This is a genomic window from Streptomyces sp. NPDC005483 (assembly GCF_040606035.1).
GTDB lineage: Bacteria > Actinomycetota > Actinomycetes > Streptomycetales > Streptomycetaceae > Streptomyces.
Genome location: NZ_JBEXEA010000008.1, coordinates 264,652 through 280,425, shown reverse-complemented (window position 1 = coordinate 280,425; position 15,774 = coordinate 264,652). Strand labels below are relative to the sequence as shown.

Below are 15,774 nucleotides of genomic sequence, written 5' to 3'. Positions count from 1 at the left end.
GGAGGCCGCATGTTCAACATGTTCGAGGAACTGTTCGCACCCGGCCGCAAGCACACCCATGACGAGCAGAAGCGGCTCGAGCTGACCCGTGAGGACGTCGGCGACGGCGACCCCGGACGCGGACCGATAGATCTCACGTCCGGGAAGGTCGTCGTCCGCCGGCCCGAGCCGGGCGAGGACGCGGGCGAGGACCTGGACGAGCGTCCGGCTGCGTCCGGCTAGCTGACCTGTATCTCCAGGATCTTGTCGTCCCCTGCCTTGGGGCTGCCGCGGCCGTCGGTGTTGCTGGTGACCAGCCACAGCTTGTCCCCGCCCGCGGAGACCACCGTGCGCAGCCGGCCGTACTCCCCCTTCAGGAACGCCTGGGGGTCGGCCGAGGCCGCGGTGCCCTTCAACGGGACGCGCCACAGGCGCTGGCCCTTCAGACCGGCCATCCAGATGGAGCCCTCGGCATAGGCGACACCGCTGGGGGAGGCGTCGTCGGTGTGCCACTGGGCGACCGGGTTGTGGAACTTCTTGTCGTCCGACTTGCCCTCGGCCGTAGGCCAGCCGTAGTTGTCGCCCGGCTTGATCGCGTTCAGCTCGTCCCAGGTGTCCTGGCCGAACTCCGAGGCGAACAGTCGCTGTTTGGAGTCCCAGGCGAGGCCCTGCACATTGCGGTGCCCGTACGAATACACCGGGGAGTCCGGGAACGGGTTGCCCGGGGCCGGGTCGCCCTCCGGGGTGAGCCGCAGGATCTTGCCGCCCAGGGACTCGCGGTCCTGGGACAGGCCGGTGTTGCCGCTCTCACCCGTGCCCGCGTACAGCATGCCGTCCGGGCCGAACGCGATCCGGCCGCCGTTGTGGATGTAGCCCTTCGGGATGCCCTTGAAGACGGTGTCGGGGGCCCCGAGCTGTTCGCCGGACGCCTTTTGCTCGTCGTAGACCATCCTGACGACGCGGTTGTCCGAGGCGGAGGTGAAGTAGGCGTAGACCATGTGGTCCGAGGCGTAGTCCGGGGACAGGGCGATGCCCAGGAGGCCGCCCTCGCCGGCTGCGGAGACGCCGGAGACCTGGCCCAGCTCCGTCTTCTTGCCGGACTGTCCGTCGACCCGGGTGATCGTGCCCTCGTCCCGTGAGGAGACGAGCAGGTCGCCGTCCGGGAGCGGGGCGAGGCCCCAGGGGGTCTTGAGGTCCTCGGCGACCGTGCGGACCACTTTCACCGAGCCCTTCGCCGGCGGGGTCGCCTCCGCGGCCTGCTGAGTGGGCGACGACCCCGAGGCCGTACCGCTGGACGAGGCGGTGCCCCCTCCGTCCGGCGAGCCGCCGCCCCCTCCTCCGCCGTCGGAGGAGCAGCCGGCCGTCAGCAGGAGCGTGGTCGCGGCCAGCACGGCCGTCACAGCTCGACGATGCACGATCTTGGTCCCTTCGAAGCGGCGGGTTCTACCTGTCATACACCGCTCGCCCCCCGCAGGTTCCCGATCTCCGGGACCCGATGCGCGCACCGCTTCCCGCAAAGCGCGTGACTCGTGTGCCGGTCGGGGGCTGGGATGTCGTGGCGCGGGTGCTGTCGTGGGGCTGAGGGTCCCGTAGCCCGTAGCCCGTAGCCCGTAGCCCGTAGCCCGTGGCCCGTGGCCCGTGGCCCGTGGCCCGTGTGCCGGTCCGCCAGTCCCGTGGCCCCGGCGCAGTCAGCCGGCTCCACGACCCTCATGTGCCGTGGCCTGCCCCCTCGATCCCACCCCCCGTGCCGCGGGCTGGTCCCCCGACCCCAAGCTCCCCAGTGCGGCCGCCGGCTCGCAGACGCGCGACCCCGGCGCAATCAGGGGACCCGTCAGTCCCACGACCCCTGCGCCGACGGCAGCTCCGCCACCTCCGAGAGGTCCTGCGCGGTCAGCCGCAGTGCGGCCGCCGTCGCGTTCTCCGTCACCCAGCGCTCCTGCTTGCTCCCCGGCACCGGGACCACGTGGCTGCCCTGCGCCAGTACCCACGCCAGCGCCACCTGGGCCGGGGTCACCCCCTCCCCGTGCCGGGCCGCGATGCGGCGCAGGCCGGAGACGATCGGCTGGTTCGCGGCCATCATCTCGGCGGTGAAGCGGGGATGGCGCGCACGGACGTCGTCCGGTTCGAAGCCCTCGCCCGGGGTCAGGGTGCCGGTCAGGAAGCCGTTGCCGAGGGGCATCGCCGCGAGGAAGCCGACACCGCGCTCCGCGCACCACGGCACCAGCGTGTGCAGAGCCTCCGGCGACCACACCGACAACTCCGCCTCCACGGCGCTCACCGGGAAGACCTGCTGGACCCGCCGCAACTGCCGGATCGTCGCGTCGTACAACCGTGTTCCCGAGCGGCGCCCACCCCGCGCCCCCATCGCGCACAGCCCCAACGACCGTACCTTTCCGGCCTGTACGAGCTCCGCCATCGCCCCCCAGGTCTCCTCGACCGGAACCTCGGGGTCCTCGCGGTGCAGTTGGTAGAGGTCGATCACATCGGTCTGTAGCCGCCGCAGCGACGCGTCGCAGGCTCTTCTCACGTAGCCGGGGCGGCCGTTGGCCACGATGTGCTGCTCACCCACCAGCAGACCGACCTTGGTGGACACGAACGCGTCCCCGCGCCGCTCCTTCAACACCCGGCCCAGCAGCAGCTCGTTGGTGAACGGGCCGTACATGTCGGCCGTGTCCAGCAGCGTCGAGCCCAGATCGAGCGCCCGGTGCACGGCCCTGACCGACTCGTCACCCCGCTGCCGCGACCCGCTGTAGGCCCAGCTCATCGGCATGCACCCGAGTCCGACGGCTCCCACCGCGAGTGCCGCCGCGCCGATCGTCCTGCGCTCCACCTGCTCGTGACCCTCCCTCTTCCGGCCCCCAACCTAACCTCTGGGCTCCCGGGCACCTGACATAGCCTCCAGAGCATGAGTGCTGACGTGTGGCTTCCCATCCCGCCCGACGACATCGAGGGGCTCCCCGAGGGCCCCGACTACCGCTTCTGGAACGGCCAGGAGGACTTCCCGGCGGACCCGGCCGACTGCGCGTACTACGTCGTCCCCTACATGAAGCCCCTGGACGTGGTCCTGCGGCCGATGCCGCACCTGAGTTCCGTCGAGGTCGTACAGACGCTGTCGGCGGGCGTCGACAACGTGACATCGGGCCTGAAGCACCTGCGTCCCGGCGTGCGGTTGTGCAACGCCCGCGGCGTCCACGAGGCGAGCACCGCCGAACTCACCCTCACCCTGGTCCTCGCCTCGCTGCGCGGGATCCCCGACTTCGTGCGGGCCCAGGACAAGGGGGAGTGGCGCGGCGGGTTCCACCCCGCCCTCGCCGACAAGACCGTCCTCATCGTCGGCTACGGCTCCATCGGCTCCGCCATCGAGGACCGGCTCGTGCCGTTCGAGATCGCGCGGGTGGCGCGCGTCGCGCGCTCCGCGCGCACCACGGAGCGCGGCCCCGTGCACCCCCTCGCCGAGCTGCCCGCCCTGCTCCCGGAGGCGGACGTCGTGATCCTGTCCACGCCCCTCGACGAGACCACGCGTCACCTGGCCGACGCCGAATTCCTTGCCCGTATGAAGGACGGCGCGCTCCTCGTGAACGTCGCCCGCGGCCCCGTCGTCGACACCAAGGCGCTGCTCGCCGAGCTGGAGACCGGCCGCATCACCGCCGCCCTCGACGTCACCGATCCCGAGCCGCTGCCCCAGGGCCACCCCTTGTGGCAGGCGCCGGGCGTACTCGTCAGCCCCCATGTCGGAGGACCCACGTCGGCGTTCCTGCCGCGCGCAAAGCGCCTGTTGGTGGATCAGTTGAACCGTTATGTGAACCAGGAGCCCTTGCGCAACGTGATCCTTACGACGGGACCGGGCGGCGCGTGACGCGTACGAAGCGCGCTGTCGGGCGCGGGCGCGCAACAGGCGTGTAATCCGTTTCCGGTACCCTCCGCAATCTTTCGGACGCGTTCCGTGCTCACATCGCCGCTGGTCGTCACGGAGCGTAGAGGAACTATGTCCCTGAGTGACGAGACTGGTGTATCGTCCCGACAGGGGCTGCGCCGCGCACCGTTCGGCGCCGGGGATGGACTTTGCAGACTGTGAGGGGGGCGACGGGCGATGCACGGCCTATGGACCAACGATCCGACGCGGCGGGACAGCCGGCTCCGACCCTGGCACGCGGCCGCGCGCAGACGCGGCCACCACGCCGGTCACGGCGGTCACCACAGCCCTCATCACCGCAGGCACAGCAGCCGCAGGAGGCATGCGCACCCGGCGCACCCGGACCCCCGGGACCCCGGAGCGGCGCGGACCGGGAGGACCCGGTGAGCTCGCCCCCGTCTCCCACGACCGCCCTCGACGGAGCGCTGCGGGTCCGGCCCGCGAAGGGGGCGCTGCCCTCCCGGCCGCCGGCCGCCCGTGGCGGGTCGACGCTGGTCCACCAACTCCTTCTCGCCGTGGTGTGCGCGGGATACGCCATCGGTGCCGCGCTCGACTGGGGCTCGCGCGAAGTGGCCCTGGTCATGGGCGACTTCGGACTGAGTGCCGCGGCGGGCACCGCCGCCGTGTCCTGCTTCGTCTACGCCCGCAACCGCCGGGTCCGCTTTCGACCCGCCTGGCTGCTCTTCGCGCTCTCCTCGACGATGGCGTCCCTCGGCAACCTGATCTGGGGGTGGTACGAGGTCGTCCTGGACCGGGACGTGCCGGACCCCAGCTGCGCCGACCTGTTCTTCCTCTGTTTCGCGCCGCCCGCCATCGTGGGTTTGCTGGTCCTCGCCAAGCGGCCGGTGACAAAGGCGGGCTGGGTCTGCCTCGGCCTCGACGCCTGGCTGATCGGCGGCTCGCTGCTCACGCTCTCGTGGAGCCTCGCCCTCGCCCAGGCGGCGAAGTCCGAGGGGCCGAGCGTGGCGCACACCGCGCTGTCCCTGGCGTACCCGCTGCTGGACATCGCGCTCGTCAGCATGGTCCTCGCACTGCACTTCCGGCGCTCGGCGGTCAACCGCACCGCGGTGAACACCGCGATCGGCGCGCTCGCCCTGACCGTGATGTGCGACGCCCTGTTCACCTCGCCGCTGCTGCACAACAGCTACCGCTCCGGCCAGCTGCTGGACGCCGGCTGGTTCGCCGGCTCCCTGCTCCTCGCCTACGCCCCCTGGGCCGCACCCCGGCGCCCGGAGGGCGAGCCGCAGCGGCCGGCCGGGCACACGCGCGTGGTGCGCGAACACCTGCCCAGACAGCGGTTCGGGATCCAGCACCACCCGTCCGCGCAGGGAGCGCAGGGCGGTGACCACGGCCGGTATCCGACCACCCGGCCCATCACCGGGTCGCTGGCCGCCCTCACGCCGTATCTCGCCGCCGCGGTCTGCACGCTGGGGATCCTCTACAACGTCCTCAACGGCCGCAGCGTGGACCGGGTGGTGCTGCTCACCGGTGGCACCGTCGTGCTCGCCCTCGTGGTGCGCCAGGGCATCATGCTGCTCGACAACATCACCCTCACCCAGGAGCTCGCACAGAAGGAGAACCACTTCCGCTCCCTGGTGCAGGGCTCCAGCGACGTCATCATGATCGCCGCGCCCAACGGCATCCTCCGGTACGTCTCCCCGGCCGCCGCCGGTGTCTACGGCCGCTCGGCCGAGGAACTCGTGGGCACGGAACTGGCGGGTCTCATCCACCCGGAGGACCTGGGCTGCGTGGTGCACGAGGTGCGGCGCTTCCTCGCCGCCAACCCCCTCGAAGAACCGACCACCCGCATCGAGTGCCGCTTCCGGTCCGGCGACGGCGGCTGGCTCAACGTCGAGTCCACCGTCAACCGCCACCACGGCGGCCTCATCTTCAACAGCCGGGACGTGACCGAAAGAGTGCGTCTGCAGGCGCAGCTCCAGCACAACGCCGAGCACGACCCGCTGACCGACCTGCCCAACCGCGCCCTGTTCACCCGGCGCGTCCAGCAGGCCCTGTCCGGACGCCGTTCCTCCGACCGCGGCACGGCCGTCCTCTTCATCGACCTGGACGGCTTCAAGGCCGTCAACGACACGATCGGGCACCAGGCCGGGGACGAACTGCTCGTCCAGGCCGCCCGCAGACTGCAGGACGCGGTCCGGTACGGCGACACCGCCTCCCGGCTCGGCGGGGACGAGTTCGCCGCGCTGATCGTCGGGGACGGCACCCGCGACCGCACCGCCCGCGAAGGAAACATCCTGGAGCTCGCCGACCGCCTCAGGGTCACGCTCTCGCAGCCCTACCTCATCGACGGCAACGATGTCCGCGTCGCCGCCTCCATCGGTGTCGCCTTCGCCGAGCCCGGCCTCGGAGCGGGCGAGATCCTGCGCAACGCGGACCTCGCGATGTACCGCGCCAAGGCGGGCGGCAAGGGCCGCGTCGAGCTGTACGCGCCCCAGATGCAGCAGGACGTCGTACGCAAGGCGGAGCTGGCCACGCGCCTGCGTGCCGCGCTGCACGACGGCGAGTTCGCCCTGCTGCACCAGCCCGTGGTCTGTCTGGAGGACGGCCGGATCACATCGGTCTCCGCCCAGGCGCGCTGGCGCTCCTCCCAGGGGGTGCTGTTCACGCCCGCGGAGTTCCTGCGGGTGGCCGAGGACAGCGACAGGACGCAGGAACTGGGCCGCTGGATCCTGGAGGAGGCCGTGGAAAAGGCCGCCGAGCGGACCGCGGCCGGGCTCACCGTGCCCGTGGCGGTCCGGATGAGCGCCCAGCGGCTGCTGGACCGCTCCCTGCCCCTGGGCTCGGTCGAGGCGCTGCTGACCCGGCACGGGCTGCCGTCCGGCTCCCTGGTCATCGAGCTCTCCGACGCCGACCCCCGGGTCTCGCTGGACGAGCTGGAGCGCCGGCTGACCGCGATCCGGCGCGTCGGCGTCCGGATCGCCCTGGACGGCTTCGGCAGTGGCTACGCGGCGATCACCGCGCTGCGCAAGCTCCCTGTGGACGTGCTGAAGCTCGACCGCAGCCTGGTCGAGGGCGTCGTGGAGTCCGCCAGACTGCACAAGATCACCAGTGGGTTGCTCAGAATCGCCGGGGACCTCGGGCTGCAGTCCGTGGCCGACGGGGTGGACCTTCCCGAACAGGTCGTCGCCCTGCGCGCGATGGGCTGCACGCACGGGCAGGGCATGGCGTTCTCGGGGCCGCTGGACGAGTACCGGCTGCGCAGGGCGCTGGCTTCGGGGCACTACCCGGTGCCGCACGGCCCCGCCGAACCCGCGTTCGCCGGGGGTGGTTCGGGGGTGTACACCGGAAGCATGACCGCGGTACTCGGTGGTGGGACGACCCTCCGCTCACATAATGAGACTCCCGTCCCACCCACTTGACAGTGAGTGCGTGCCGGGGGGAGGGTCAGTCTCATGCGCACCCGAATTCTCGTACTTGGAAAGCGCGTCGGCTGACGCTGAGCCACAGACCGCTCAGCGATCCCCACCCGGCGCGCTCCCCTCGCTTGCCTTATGGCACGAGGGGTTTTTTGTTGCCCAGCCTCCCCACCTCAGCTTCACACCCTCAGCATCGAGAAGAGAATGACGATGACCGAGCAGGCCACCGGGGCCCATCCGCAGCCGCGGCCCCGATCCGGAGGACAGCAGTCCGCCCCCGAGCACGTCACGGGCGCGCAGTCCCTCATCCGCTCTCTCGAGGAGGTCGGCGCCGAGACGGTATTCGGGATCCCCGGCGGTGCCATCCTTCCGGCGTACGACCCGCTGATGGACTCCACCCGGGTTCGGCACGTCCTGGTCCGTCATGAGCAGGGCGCCGGTCACGCGGCCACCGGTTACGCGCAGGCCACCGGCAAGGTCGGTGTCTGCATGGCGACCTCGGGCCCCGGGGCCACCAACCTGGTCACCCCGATCGCGGACGCCCACATGGACTCGGTGCCGCTCGTGGCGATCACCGGCCAGGTGGCCTCCAAGGCGATCGGCACGGACGCCTTCCAGGAGGCGGACATCGTCGGCATCACCATGCCGATCACCAAGCACAACTTCCTCGTCACCAAGGCCGAGGACATCCCGCGGGTCATCGCGCAGGCCTTCCACATCGCCTCCACCGGCCGTCCCGGCCCGGTCCTGGTCGATATCGCCAAGGACGCCCTCCAGGCGAAGACGGCGTTCTCCTGGCCGCCCGTCATGGACCTGCCCGGCTACCGCCCGGTGACCAAGCCGCACGCCAAGCAGATCCGCGAGGGCGCCAAGCTGATCACCCAGGCCAAGCGGCCCGTCCTCTACGTCGGCGGCGGTGTCATCAAGGCCGGCGCCACCGCCGAGCTGAAGGTCCTCGCGGAACTCACCGGAGCCCCCGTCACCACCACCCTGATGGGGCTCGGCGCATTCCCCGACAGCCACCCGCTGCACGTGGGAATGCCGGGCATGCACGGTGCGGTCACCGCCGTCACCGCGCTGCAGAAGGCCGACCTGATCGTCGCCCTCGGTACCCGTTTCGACGACCGCGTCACCGGCAAGCTGGACAGCTTCGCCCCGCACGCCAAGATCGTCCACGCCGACATCGACCCGGCCGAGATCGGCAAGAACCGCGCCGCCGACGTGCCGATCGTCGGTGACGCCCGCGAGGTCATCGCCGACCTGGTCCAGGCCGTCCAGAAGGAGCACAGCGAGGGCCACAAGGGCGACTACAGCGCCTGGTGGAAGGACCTCTCCCGCTGGCGCGAGACCTACCCGCTGGGCTACGACCTGCCCGCCGACGGCTCGCTCTCCCCGCAGCAGGTCATCGAGCGGATCGGCCAGCTCGCCCCCGAGGGCACGATCTTCGCGGCGGGTGTCGGCCAGCACCAGATGTGGTCCGCCCACTTCATCCAGTACGAGAAGCCCGCCACCTGGCTGAACTCCGGCGGCGCCGGGACCATGGGCTACGCGGTCCCGGCCGCGATGGGCGCCAAGGCCGGCATGCCCGGCAACACCGTCTGGGCGGTCGACGGCGACGGCTGCTTCCAGATGACCAACCAGGAACTCACCACCTGCGCCCTGAACAACATCCCGATCAAGGTCGCCATCATCAACAACGGCGCCCTCGGGATGGTCCGCCAGTGGCAGACCCTCTTCTACAACCAGCGCTACTCCAACACCGTGCTGCACAGCGGTCCGGAGGACATCAACCCGGACGCGAAGGGCACGCGCGTGCCGGACTTCGTGAAGCTGTCCGAGGCGATGGGCTGCGTGGGTCTGCGCTGTGAGCGCCCGGAGGACCTGGACAAGGTCATCGCGGAGGCGAACTCCATCAACGACCGCCCCGTCGTCGTCGACTTCATCGTCCACGAGGACGCGATGGTGTGGCCGATGGTCGCCGCCGGCACCTCCAACGACGAGATCATGGCCGCCCGGGACGTCCGCCCCGACTTCGGCGACAACGAAGACGACTGAGAGCCGTAAAGGAAGCAGATCATGTCCAAGCACACGCTCTCCGTCCTGGTGGAGAACACCCCGGGCATCCTCGCCCGGATCGCCGCCCTGTTCTCCCGCCGCGGGTTCAACATCGACTCGCTCGCGGTCGGTGTCACCGAGCACCCCGAGATCTCCCGGATCACCATCGTGGTGACGGTGGTCGAGGAACTGCCGCTGGAGCAGGTGACCAAGCAGCTCAACAAGCTCGTCAACGTGCTGAAGATCGTCGAGCTGGAACCCGGCTCGGCCGTTCAGCGCGAACTCGTTCTGGTGAAGGTGCGCGCCGACAACGAGACGCGCTCCCAGATCGTCGAGATCGTCCAGCTGTTCCGCGCCAAGACCGTCGACGTCTCCCCGGAGGCCGTCACCATCGAGGCCACCGGCAGCGGCGAGAAGCTGTCCGCGATGCTGAAGATGCTGGAGCCCTTCGGCATCAAGGAGCTGGTCCAGTCCGGCACCATCGCGATCGGCCGCGGCGCGCGCTCCATCACGGACCGCTCGCTGCGCGCACTCGACCGCAGCGCGTAAGGATCGGTAGGGGCGGCTCCGGGCCGCCCGTATACCGAGACCCCGAAACCTCACCTCAGCCCGCCGTCATACGGTGGGACGCAACACCTGCACACAAGGAGAGAACCCAAAGTGGCCGAGCTGTTCTACGACGCCGACGCCGACCTGTCCATCATCCAGGGCCGCAAGGTCGCGGTCATCGGTTACGGCAGCCAGGGCCACGCCCACGCGCTGTCGCTCCGTGACTCGGGTGTCGACGTGCGTGTCGGTCTGCACGAGGGCTCCAAGTCCAAGGCCAAGGCCGAGGAGCAGGGCCTGCGCGTGGTGACGCCGTCCGAGGCCGCCGCCGAGGCCGACGTCATCATGATCCTGGTCCCGGACCCGATCCAGGCCCAGGTCTACGAGGAGTCCATCAAGGACAACCTGAACGACGGCGACGCGCTGTTCTTCGGCCACGGCCTGAACATCCGCTTCGACTTCATCAAGCCGCCGGCCGGCGTGGACGTCTGCATGGTCGCCCCGAAGGGCCCGGGTCACCTCGTCCGCCGCCAGTACGAGGAGGGCCGCGGCGTTCCGTGTATCGCGGCCGTCGAGCAGGACGCGTCGGGCAACGCCTTCGCGCTCGCGCTGTCGTACGCCAAGGGCATCGGCGGCACCCGCGCCGGCGTCATCAAGACGACCTTCACCGAGGAGACCGAGACCGACCTGTTCGGTGAGCAGGCCGTTCTCTGCGGTGGTACGGCCGCGCTGGTCAAGGCCGGTTTCGAGACGCTGACCGAGGCCGGCTACCAGCCGGAGATCGCGTACTTCGAGTGCCTGCACGAGCTGAAGCTCATCGTCGACCTCATGTACGAGGGCGGCCTGGAGAAGATGCGCTGGTCGATCTCCGAGACCGCCGAGTGGGGCGACTACGTCACCGGCCCGCGGATCATCACGGACGCCACCAAGGCCGAGATGAAGAAGATCCTCGCCGAGATCCAGGACGGCACCTTCGCCCGTGAGTGGATGGCCGAGTACCACGGCGGTCTGAAGAAGTACAACGAGTACAAGCAGCAGGACTCCGAGCACCTGCTGGAGACCACTGGCAAGCAGCTGCGCAAGCTGATGAGCTGGGTCGACGAGGAGGCGTAAGCCTCAGGCCACGGGGCCGGAGCGGACTGCTCCGGCCCCGTTGTCCAACCCGTCGCATCACGGACGGGTGATCCTTCCGCAGAGGCGCAAGACGACCTCCGCCGCGCCACTACACTGGCGCACAACATACGCGTCAGGCCCACAGCGTCGTGCGTCTTCCACGCGGCCAGTACCCTCCACCGCCTGCGGCCGTCGGGACGGCCGTCCGCACGCAATGGACTTGTGAGGACTCACGTGAGCTCGAAACCTGTCGTACTCATCGCTGAAGAGCTGTCGCCCGCGACTGTGGACGCGCTTGGACCGGACTTCGAGATCCGGCACTGCAACGGAGCGGACCGAGCCGAACTGCTCCCGGCCATCGCCGACGTGGACGCGATCCTGATCCGCTCCGCCACCAAGGTGGACGCCGAGGCCATCGCCGCCGCGCACAAGCTGAAGGTCGTCGCACGAGCCGGCGTCGGCCTGGACAACGTCGACGTCTCCGCCGCCACCAAGGCCGGCGTGATGGTCGTCAACGCCCCCACCTCGAACATCGTGACCGCCGCCGAGCTGGCCTGCGGTCTCCTCGTCGCCACCGCCCGCCACATCCCGCAGGCCAACGCCGCGCTGAAGAACGGCGAGTGGAAGCGGAGCAAGTACACGGGCGTGGAGCTGGCCGAGAAGACCCTCGGTGTCGTGGGTCTGGGCCGGATCGGCGCGCTGGTCGCCCAGCGCATGTCCGGGTTCGGCATGAAGGTCGTCGCCTACGACCCCTACATCCAGCCCGCCCGCGCCGCCCAGATGGGCGTCAAGGTGCTGTCGCTTGACGAGCTGCTCGAGGTCTCCGACTTCATCACCGTCCACCTGCCCAAGACCCCCGAGACGGTCGGTCTCATCGGCGACGAGGCGCTGCGCAAGGTCAAGCCGAGCGTGCGGATCGTCAACGCCGCGCGCGGCGGGATCGTGGACGAGGAGGCGCTGTACTCCGCCCTCAAGGAGGGCCGGGTCGCCGGTGCCGGTCTCGACGTGTACGCGAAGGAGCCCTGCACGGACTCCCCGCTGTTCGAGTTCGACCAGGTCGTCGCCACCCCGCACCTCGGTGCCTCCACCGACGAGGCGCAGGAGAAGGCCGGTATCGCCGTCGCCCGCTCGGTGCGCCTCGCGCTCGCCGGTGAGCTGGTGCCCGACGCGGTGAACGTCCAGGGCGGTGTCATCGCCGAGGACGTCAAGCCGGGCCTGCCGCTCGCCGAGCGCCTCGGCCGGATCTTCACCGCGCTCGCCGGTGAGGTCGCGGTCCGCCTCGACGTCGAGGTGTACGGCGAGATCACCCAGCACGACGTGAAGGTGCTGGAGCTGTCCGCCCTCAAGGGTGTCTTCGAGGACGTCGTCGCCGAGACGGTGTCGTACGTCAACGCCCCACTGTTCGCGCAGGAGCGCGGTGTCGAGGTGCGGCTGACGACCAGCTCCGAGTCGGCCGACCACCGCAACGTCGTCACCGTGCGCGGCACGCTCGGCAGCGGCGAGGAGGTGTCGGTCTCCGGCACGCTGGCCGGGCCGAAGCACCTCCAGAAGATCGTCGCGGTCGGCGAGTACGACGTCGACCTGGCCCTGGCCGACCACATGGTCGTCCTCAAGTACGAGGACCGTCCCGGTGTCGTCGGTACGGTCGGCCGGATCTTCGGCGAGGCCGGTATCAACATCGCCGGTATGCAGGTCTCGCGGGCGATCGCCGGTGGCGAGGCGCTGGCGGTCCTGACCGTGGACGACACGGTTCCGGCCGGGGTGCTGACCGAGGTCGCCGAGGAGATCGGGGCGACGTCGGCCCGTGCGGTGAACCTGGTCTGACGCTTCACGACAGGAGGCTGGGCGGACCGAGAACTCTCGGTCCGCCCAGCCTCTTCCCATGCGAGTGATCATGCGAGTGACTGCTCAGGTTCCGGCTCCGGTGTCTCCTCGCGCACCTCGACTCCTCGCAGAGTCACCGCCGCCAGGGCCGCCGCCCCGACGAGCAGCACCGCCCCCGTGATCGCCGCCCCCTGCATCCCGCTGGTGAACGCCTCCCTGGCCGCCGTCGCGAGCCCCGGGAAGCGGTCGGCCACCGCCAGCGCCCCGCCCAGCGTCTCGCGAGCCACGTCCGGCGCCGAACCCGGCATCTCGTGGCGGTAGACCGCCGTACCGATGGAGCCGAGGACCGCCATGCCGAGCGCGCCGCCGAACTCCGCGCCGGTCTCCATCAGGGAGGACGCCGACCCGGCCCGCTCCACCGGGGCGCTGCCCATCGCGAGGTCCGTGATCTGGGAGATCACGGCGACGATGCCGACGGCGAGCACCCCGCACGCGGTCAGGACCAGCCACATCGAGTCCGTGCCGGTGAAGGCCAGCAGCGCGTAGCCGACCGCGCCGATCACGAAGCCCGCGGTGATGACGTGAGCGCGGTCGACGCCCTTCTGCACCAGTGAGGTCGCGAACGGGGCCGCGGCGCCGATCGGCACCGAGGGCAGCAGCGCCCACAGGGCCGCCTCCAGCGCACTCTTGTCGAGCACCGACTGCAGGTACTGGGTCGTGAAGTAGGCCGAGCCCATCATCGCGAACGAGGAGATGAGGTTCAGGGCGACGGAGGGGCCGAAACCGCGGCCGCGGAACAGGGCCGGGGAGATCATCGGGTTCGCGGTCGTGCGCTGGCGGTGCACGAAGAGGGCCGCGAAGAGCAGGCCGACGGTGATCGAGACGACGTACCGGACGTTCCACCCCTCGGACGGGATCTCCTTCAGGCCGTAGACGACGGGCAGCACCGCGGCCATCGAGAGGGGGACGCTCAGCCAGTCGAAGCGGCCGGGCGCGGAGGCCTTGGACTCGGGCAGCAGGATCGGGCCGAGGACCAGCAGCAGCACCATCGCGGGCAGGTTGACCAGGAAGACCGAACCCCACCAGAAGTACTCGACCAGGACGCCACTCATCACCGAGCCGAGGGCGATGCCGGCCGTCATCACTCCGGACCAGATGCCGATCGCCTTCGCGCGCTGGCCGGAGTCGGTGAACATCGTGCGGATCAGCGCCATCGTCGACGGCATCAGGGTCGCGCCGCCGATGCCGAGCACCGCGCGGGCGGCGATGAGCATCTCGGCGCTGTTCGCGTACGCCGCCGCCAGGGAGGCCGCGCTGAACGCGACCGCGCCGATCAGCAGCAGCCGGCGGCGGCCGATGCGGTCGCCCAGCGTGCCCATCGTCATCAGCAGGCCGGCCAGGACGAAGGCGTAGATGTCGAAGATCCACAGCTGCTGGGTGCCGCTCGGCTTCAGGTCGGCGCTGATCGCGGGGATCGCGAAGTAGAGGACGGAGACGTCCATCGAGACCAGGAGCAGCGGAAGCATCAGGACGCCGAGTGCGGTCCATTCGCGGCGGCCGGCCAGGGCATGGGCGGGAGTCGGGTTCGTCATGCCGTTGACTATACGGGCGTATTAAACGCTTGTCTATGACGCTTGTATAAATCGCTTGTCTAGATAGGCTGAGGGCATGGGACATCGCGAGGATCTGCTCGAAGGCGCCAAGCGCTGCCTGCTGGAGAAGGGGTTCCTGCGCACGACCGCGCGGGACATCGTCAAGGAGTCGGGGACGAACCTGGCTTCCATCGGCTATCACTACGGGTCGAAGGACGCGCTCCTGGGCCAGGCCTACATCGCGTTGGTGGAGGACGTGTCCTTCGAGGGGGGTGACGGATTCACCAGTGCACCCGGCTCGCTGGAGCGGTTCCGGGAGGTGTGGGCGAACATCGTGGACACCATGCGGGGGCCCGGCTCGATGTGGCGGCTCAGCCTGGAGGTCATGGGCATGGGCGACCAACTGCCCGAGGTGCGCGACCAGTTGGTCCGTGCCCAGCGTGAGGGCGGGCGTGGCCTGGTGGCCATGCTCATGGGTGTGCCGGAGGAGGAGGTGACGGACGAGACCGCCGACACGCTCGGCCGGTTCTATCTGGCGCTGATGACCGGGCTCATCGGCCAGTGGGCCTTCGACCCGAAGAGCGCGCCCGACGCGGACACCCTCACCGAGGGCCTGCGGCAGGTCATCGAGGCCGCCACGCGCGGGTGACCGCCCGTCCGCGTCTTCGGCACCCGGTCCGTTCGGCGGCGCCGGAGCCGGCAGTCGCAGTCGCCGTGCGTGGGCGGCCGGCTCAGGCGCTGGTCGCCCTGCGGATGGCGGACGCGGTGTCGGGGGACGTGAGGGTGGGTTGGTAGTCCCGTTCCGTCCACGGCCGGCCGGCCGAGACCCACACGCTCCGCGCACCGACCCCCTGCGCGCCACGGATGTCGGCGGCGGCCGAGTCGCCGATCATCCACGAGCCGTCGAGTGGGGCGTCGGCGACGGTGGCCGCCGCGTGGAAGATCTCTGGTGAGGGCTTGCGGTGGCCGACCGCCTCGGAGATCACCCAGCCGTTCACGAGCCGGTCGAGACCGGTGTTGCGGATCTTCGTCTCCTGTTGCACGGTCCGCCCGTTGGTCACGATCACGCAGGACCAGCCGTCGGCGAGAGCCGCGACGAGCGTCTCGCGGACCGGGTCGGACAGCGTGACCCGGCCGGCCGCGCCCCGGTCGAGGAAGTCCCGGGCGTCGATGCCGCCGTACCGCTCGGACAGCGCGGTCGCGACCTCCCGCCGCGGTGTGTGACCACTCGCGTCGACGGTCAGCAGCCAGTCCAAGTCCCCTGCGGGCAGCCGGTGTTCGGCGAGAAAGGCGCTCGCGGCCGCGCGGAAGGCGGCGTCCCGGTCGACGAGGGTGTTGTCGAGGTCGATCATCAGCAGACGCATCCGGGAGATTC

General features: G+C 70.3%; 12 protein-coding genes. 8 read left to right on the top strand and 4 right to left on the bottom strand.

The window, feature by feature from the left end:
* Nucleotides 1-9: 9 nt before the first annotated feature.
* The gene (locus ABZT06_RS18050) at nucleotides 10-222 is read left to right on the top strand and encodes a DUF6191 domain-containing protein (RefSeq protein ID WP_355741296.1); all 213 of its coding nucleotides are present in this window, start codon (nucleotides 10-12) and stop codon (nucleotides 220-222) included.
* On the opposite strand, the gene ABZT06_RS18045 is transcribed toward ABZT06_RS18050, so the two are convergent.
* Both ABZT06_RS18045 and ABZT06_RS18040 read right to left on the bottom strand, forming a co-directional pair.
* Nucleotides 219-1,433, bottom strand: coding sequence for a PQQ-dependent sugar dehydrogenase (locus ABZT06_RS18045; protein WP_355741294.1), 1,215 nt, complete (start codon nucleotides 1,431-1,433; stop codon nucleotides 219-221). The genes ABZT06_RS18050 and ABZT06_RS18045 overlap by 4 nt on opposite strands.
* A 377-nt stretch (nucleotides 1,434-1,810) precedes the next feature.
* The gene (locus tag ABZT06_RS18040) at nucleotides 1,811-2,809 is read right to left on the bottom strand and encodes an aldo/keto reductase (RefSeq protein ID WP_355741292.1); all 999 of its coding nucleotides are present in this window, start codon (nucleotides 2,807-2,809) and stop codon (nucleotides 1,811-1,813) included.
* Between the two features lie 75 nt (nucleotides 2,810-2,884).
* On the opposite strand from ABZT06_RS18040, the gene ABZT06_RS18035 reads away from it, so the two are divergent.
* The 6 genes from ABZT06_RS18035 (at nucleotide 2,885) to serA (ending at nucleotide 12,807) form a co-directional block, all read left to right on the top strand.
* Nucleotides 2,885-3,835 (top strand): 2-hydroxyacid dehydrogenase, encoded by a 951-nt coding sequence (locus tag ABZT06_RS18035; RefSeq protein WP_355741290.1) that lies wholly within the window; start codon nucleotides 2,885-2,887, stop codon nucleotides 3,833-3,835.
* 440 nt (nucleotides 3,836-4,275) lie between these two features.
* Nucleotides 4,276-7,272: an EAL domain-containing protein gene (locus tag ABZT06_RS18030; protein WP_355741288.1), complete on the top strand. Its 2,997-nt coding sequence runs from the start codon at nucleotides 4,276-4,278 to the stop codon at nucleotides 7,270-7,272.
* Nucleotides 7,273-7,479: 207 nt separating this feature from the next.
* A complete protein-coding gene (locus ABZT06_RS18025; protein ID WP_355741286.1) occupies nucleotides 7,480-9,324 on the top strand; it encodes an acetolactate synthase large subunit in 1,845 nt (614 codons plus the stop codon).
* Nucleotides 9,325-9,345: 21 nt separating this feature from the next.
* Nucleotides 9,346-9,873: an acetolactate synthase small subunit gene (gene ilvN, locus ABZT06_RS18020; RefSeq protein WP_069766166.1), complete on the top strand. Its 528-nt coding sequence runs from the start codon at nucleotides 9,346-9,348 to the stop codon at nucleotides 9,871-9,873.
* Between the two features lie 111 nt (nucleotides 9,874-9,984).
* Nucleotides 9,985-10,983 (top strand): ketol-acid reductoisomerase, encoded by a 999-nt coding sequence (gene ilvC, locus ABZT06_RS18015; protein ID WP_007384880.1) that lies wholly within the window; start codon nucleotides 9,985-9,987, stop codon nucleotides 10,981-10,983.
* Nucleotides 10,984-11,217: 234 nt separating this feature from the next.
* Complete coding sequence (gene serA, locus ABZT06_RS18010; RefSeq protein ID WP_007384881.1) at nucleotides 11,218-12,807, top strand: phosphoglycerate dehydrogenase; 1,590 nt, start codon at nucleotides 11,218-11,220, stop codon at nucleotides 12,805-12,807.
* Nucleotides 12,808-12,875: 68 nt separating this feature from the next.
* On the opposite strand, the gene ABZT06_RS18005 is transcribed toward serA, so the two are convergent.
* Nucleotides 12,876-14,399, bottom strand: coding sequence for an MFS transporter (locus ABZT06_RS18005; protein WP_355741282.1), 1,524 nt, complete (start codon nucleotides 14,397-14,399; stop codon nucleotides 12,876-12,878).
* A gap of 76 nt (nucleotides 14,400-14,475) precedes the next feature.
* On the opposite strand from ABZT06_RS18005, the gene ABZT06_RS18000 reads away from it, so the two are divergent.
* The gene (locus ABZT06_RS18000) at nucleotides 14,476-15,048 is read left to right on the top strand and encodes a TetR/AcrR family transcriptional regulator (protein ID WP_355741280.1); all 573 of its coding nucleotides are present in this window, start codon (nucleotides 14,476-14,478) and stop codon (nucleotides 15,046-15,048) included.
* Nucleotides 15,049-15,130: 82 nt separating this feature from the next.
* On the opposite strand, the gene ABZT06_RS17995 is transcribed toward ABZT06_RS18000, so the two are convergent.
* A complete protein-coding gene (locus ABZT06_RS17995; RefSeq protein ID WP_355741278.1) occupies nucleotides 15,131-15,763 on the bottom strand; it encodes an HAD-IA family hydrolase in 633 nt (210 codons plus the stop codon).
* Nucleotides 15,764-15,774 lie beyond the last annotated feature (11 nt).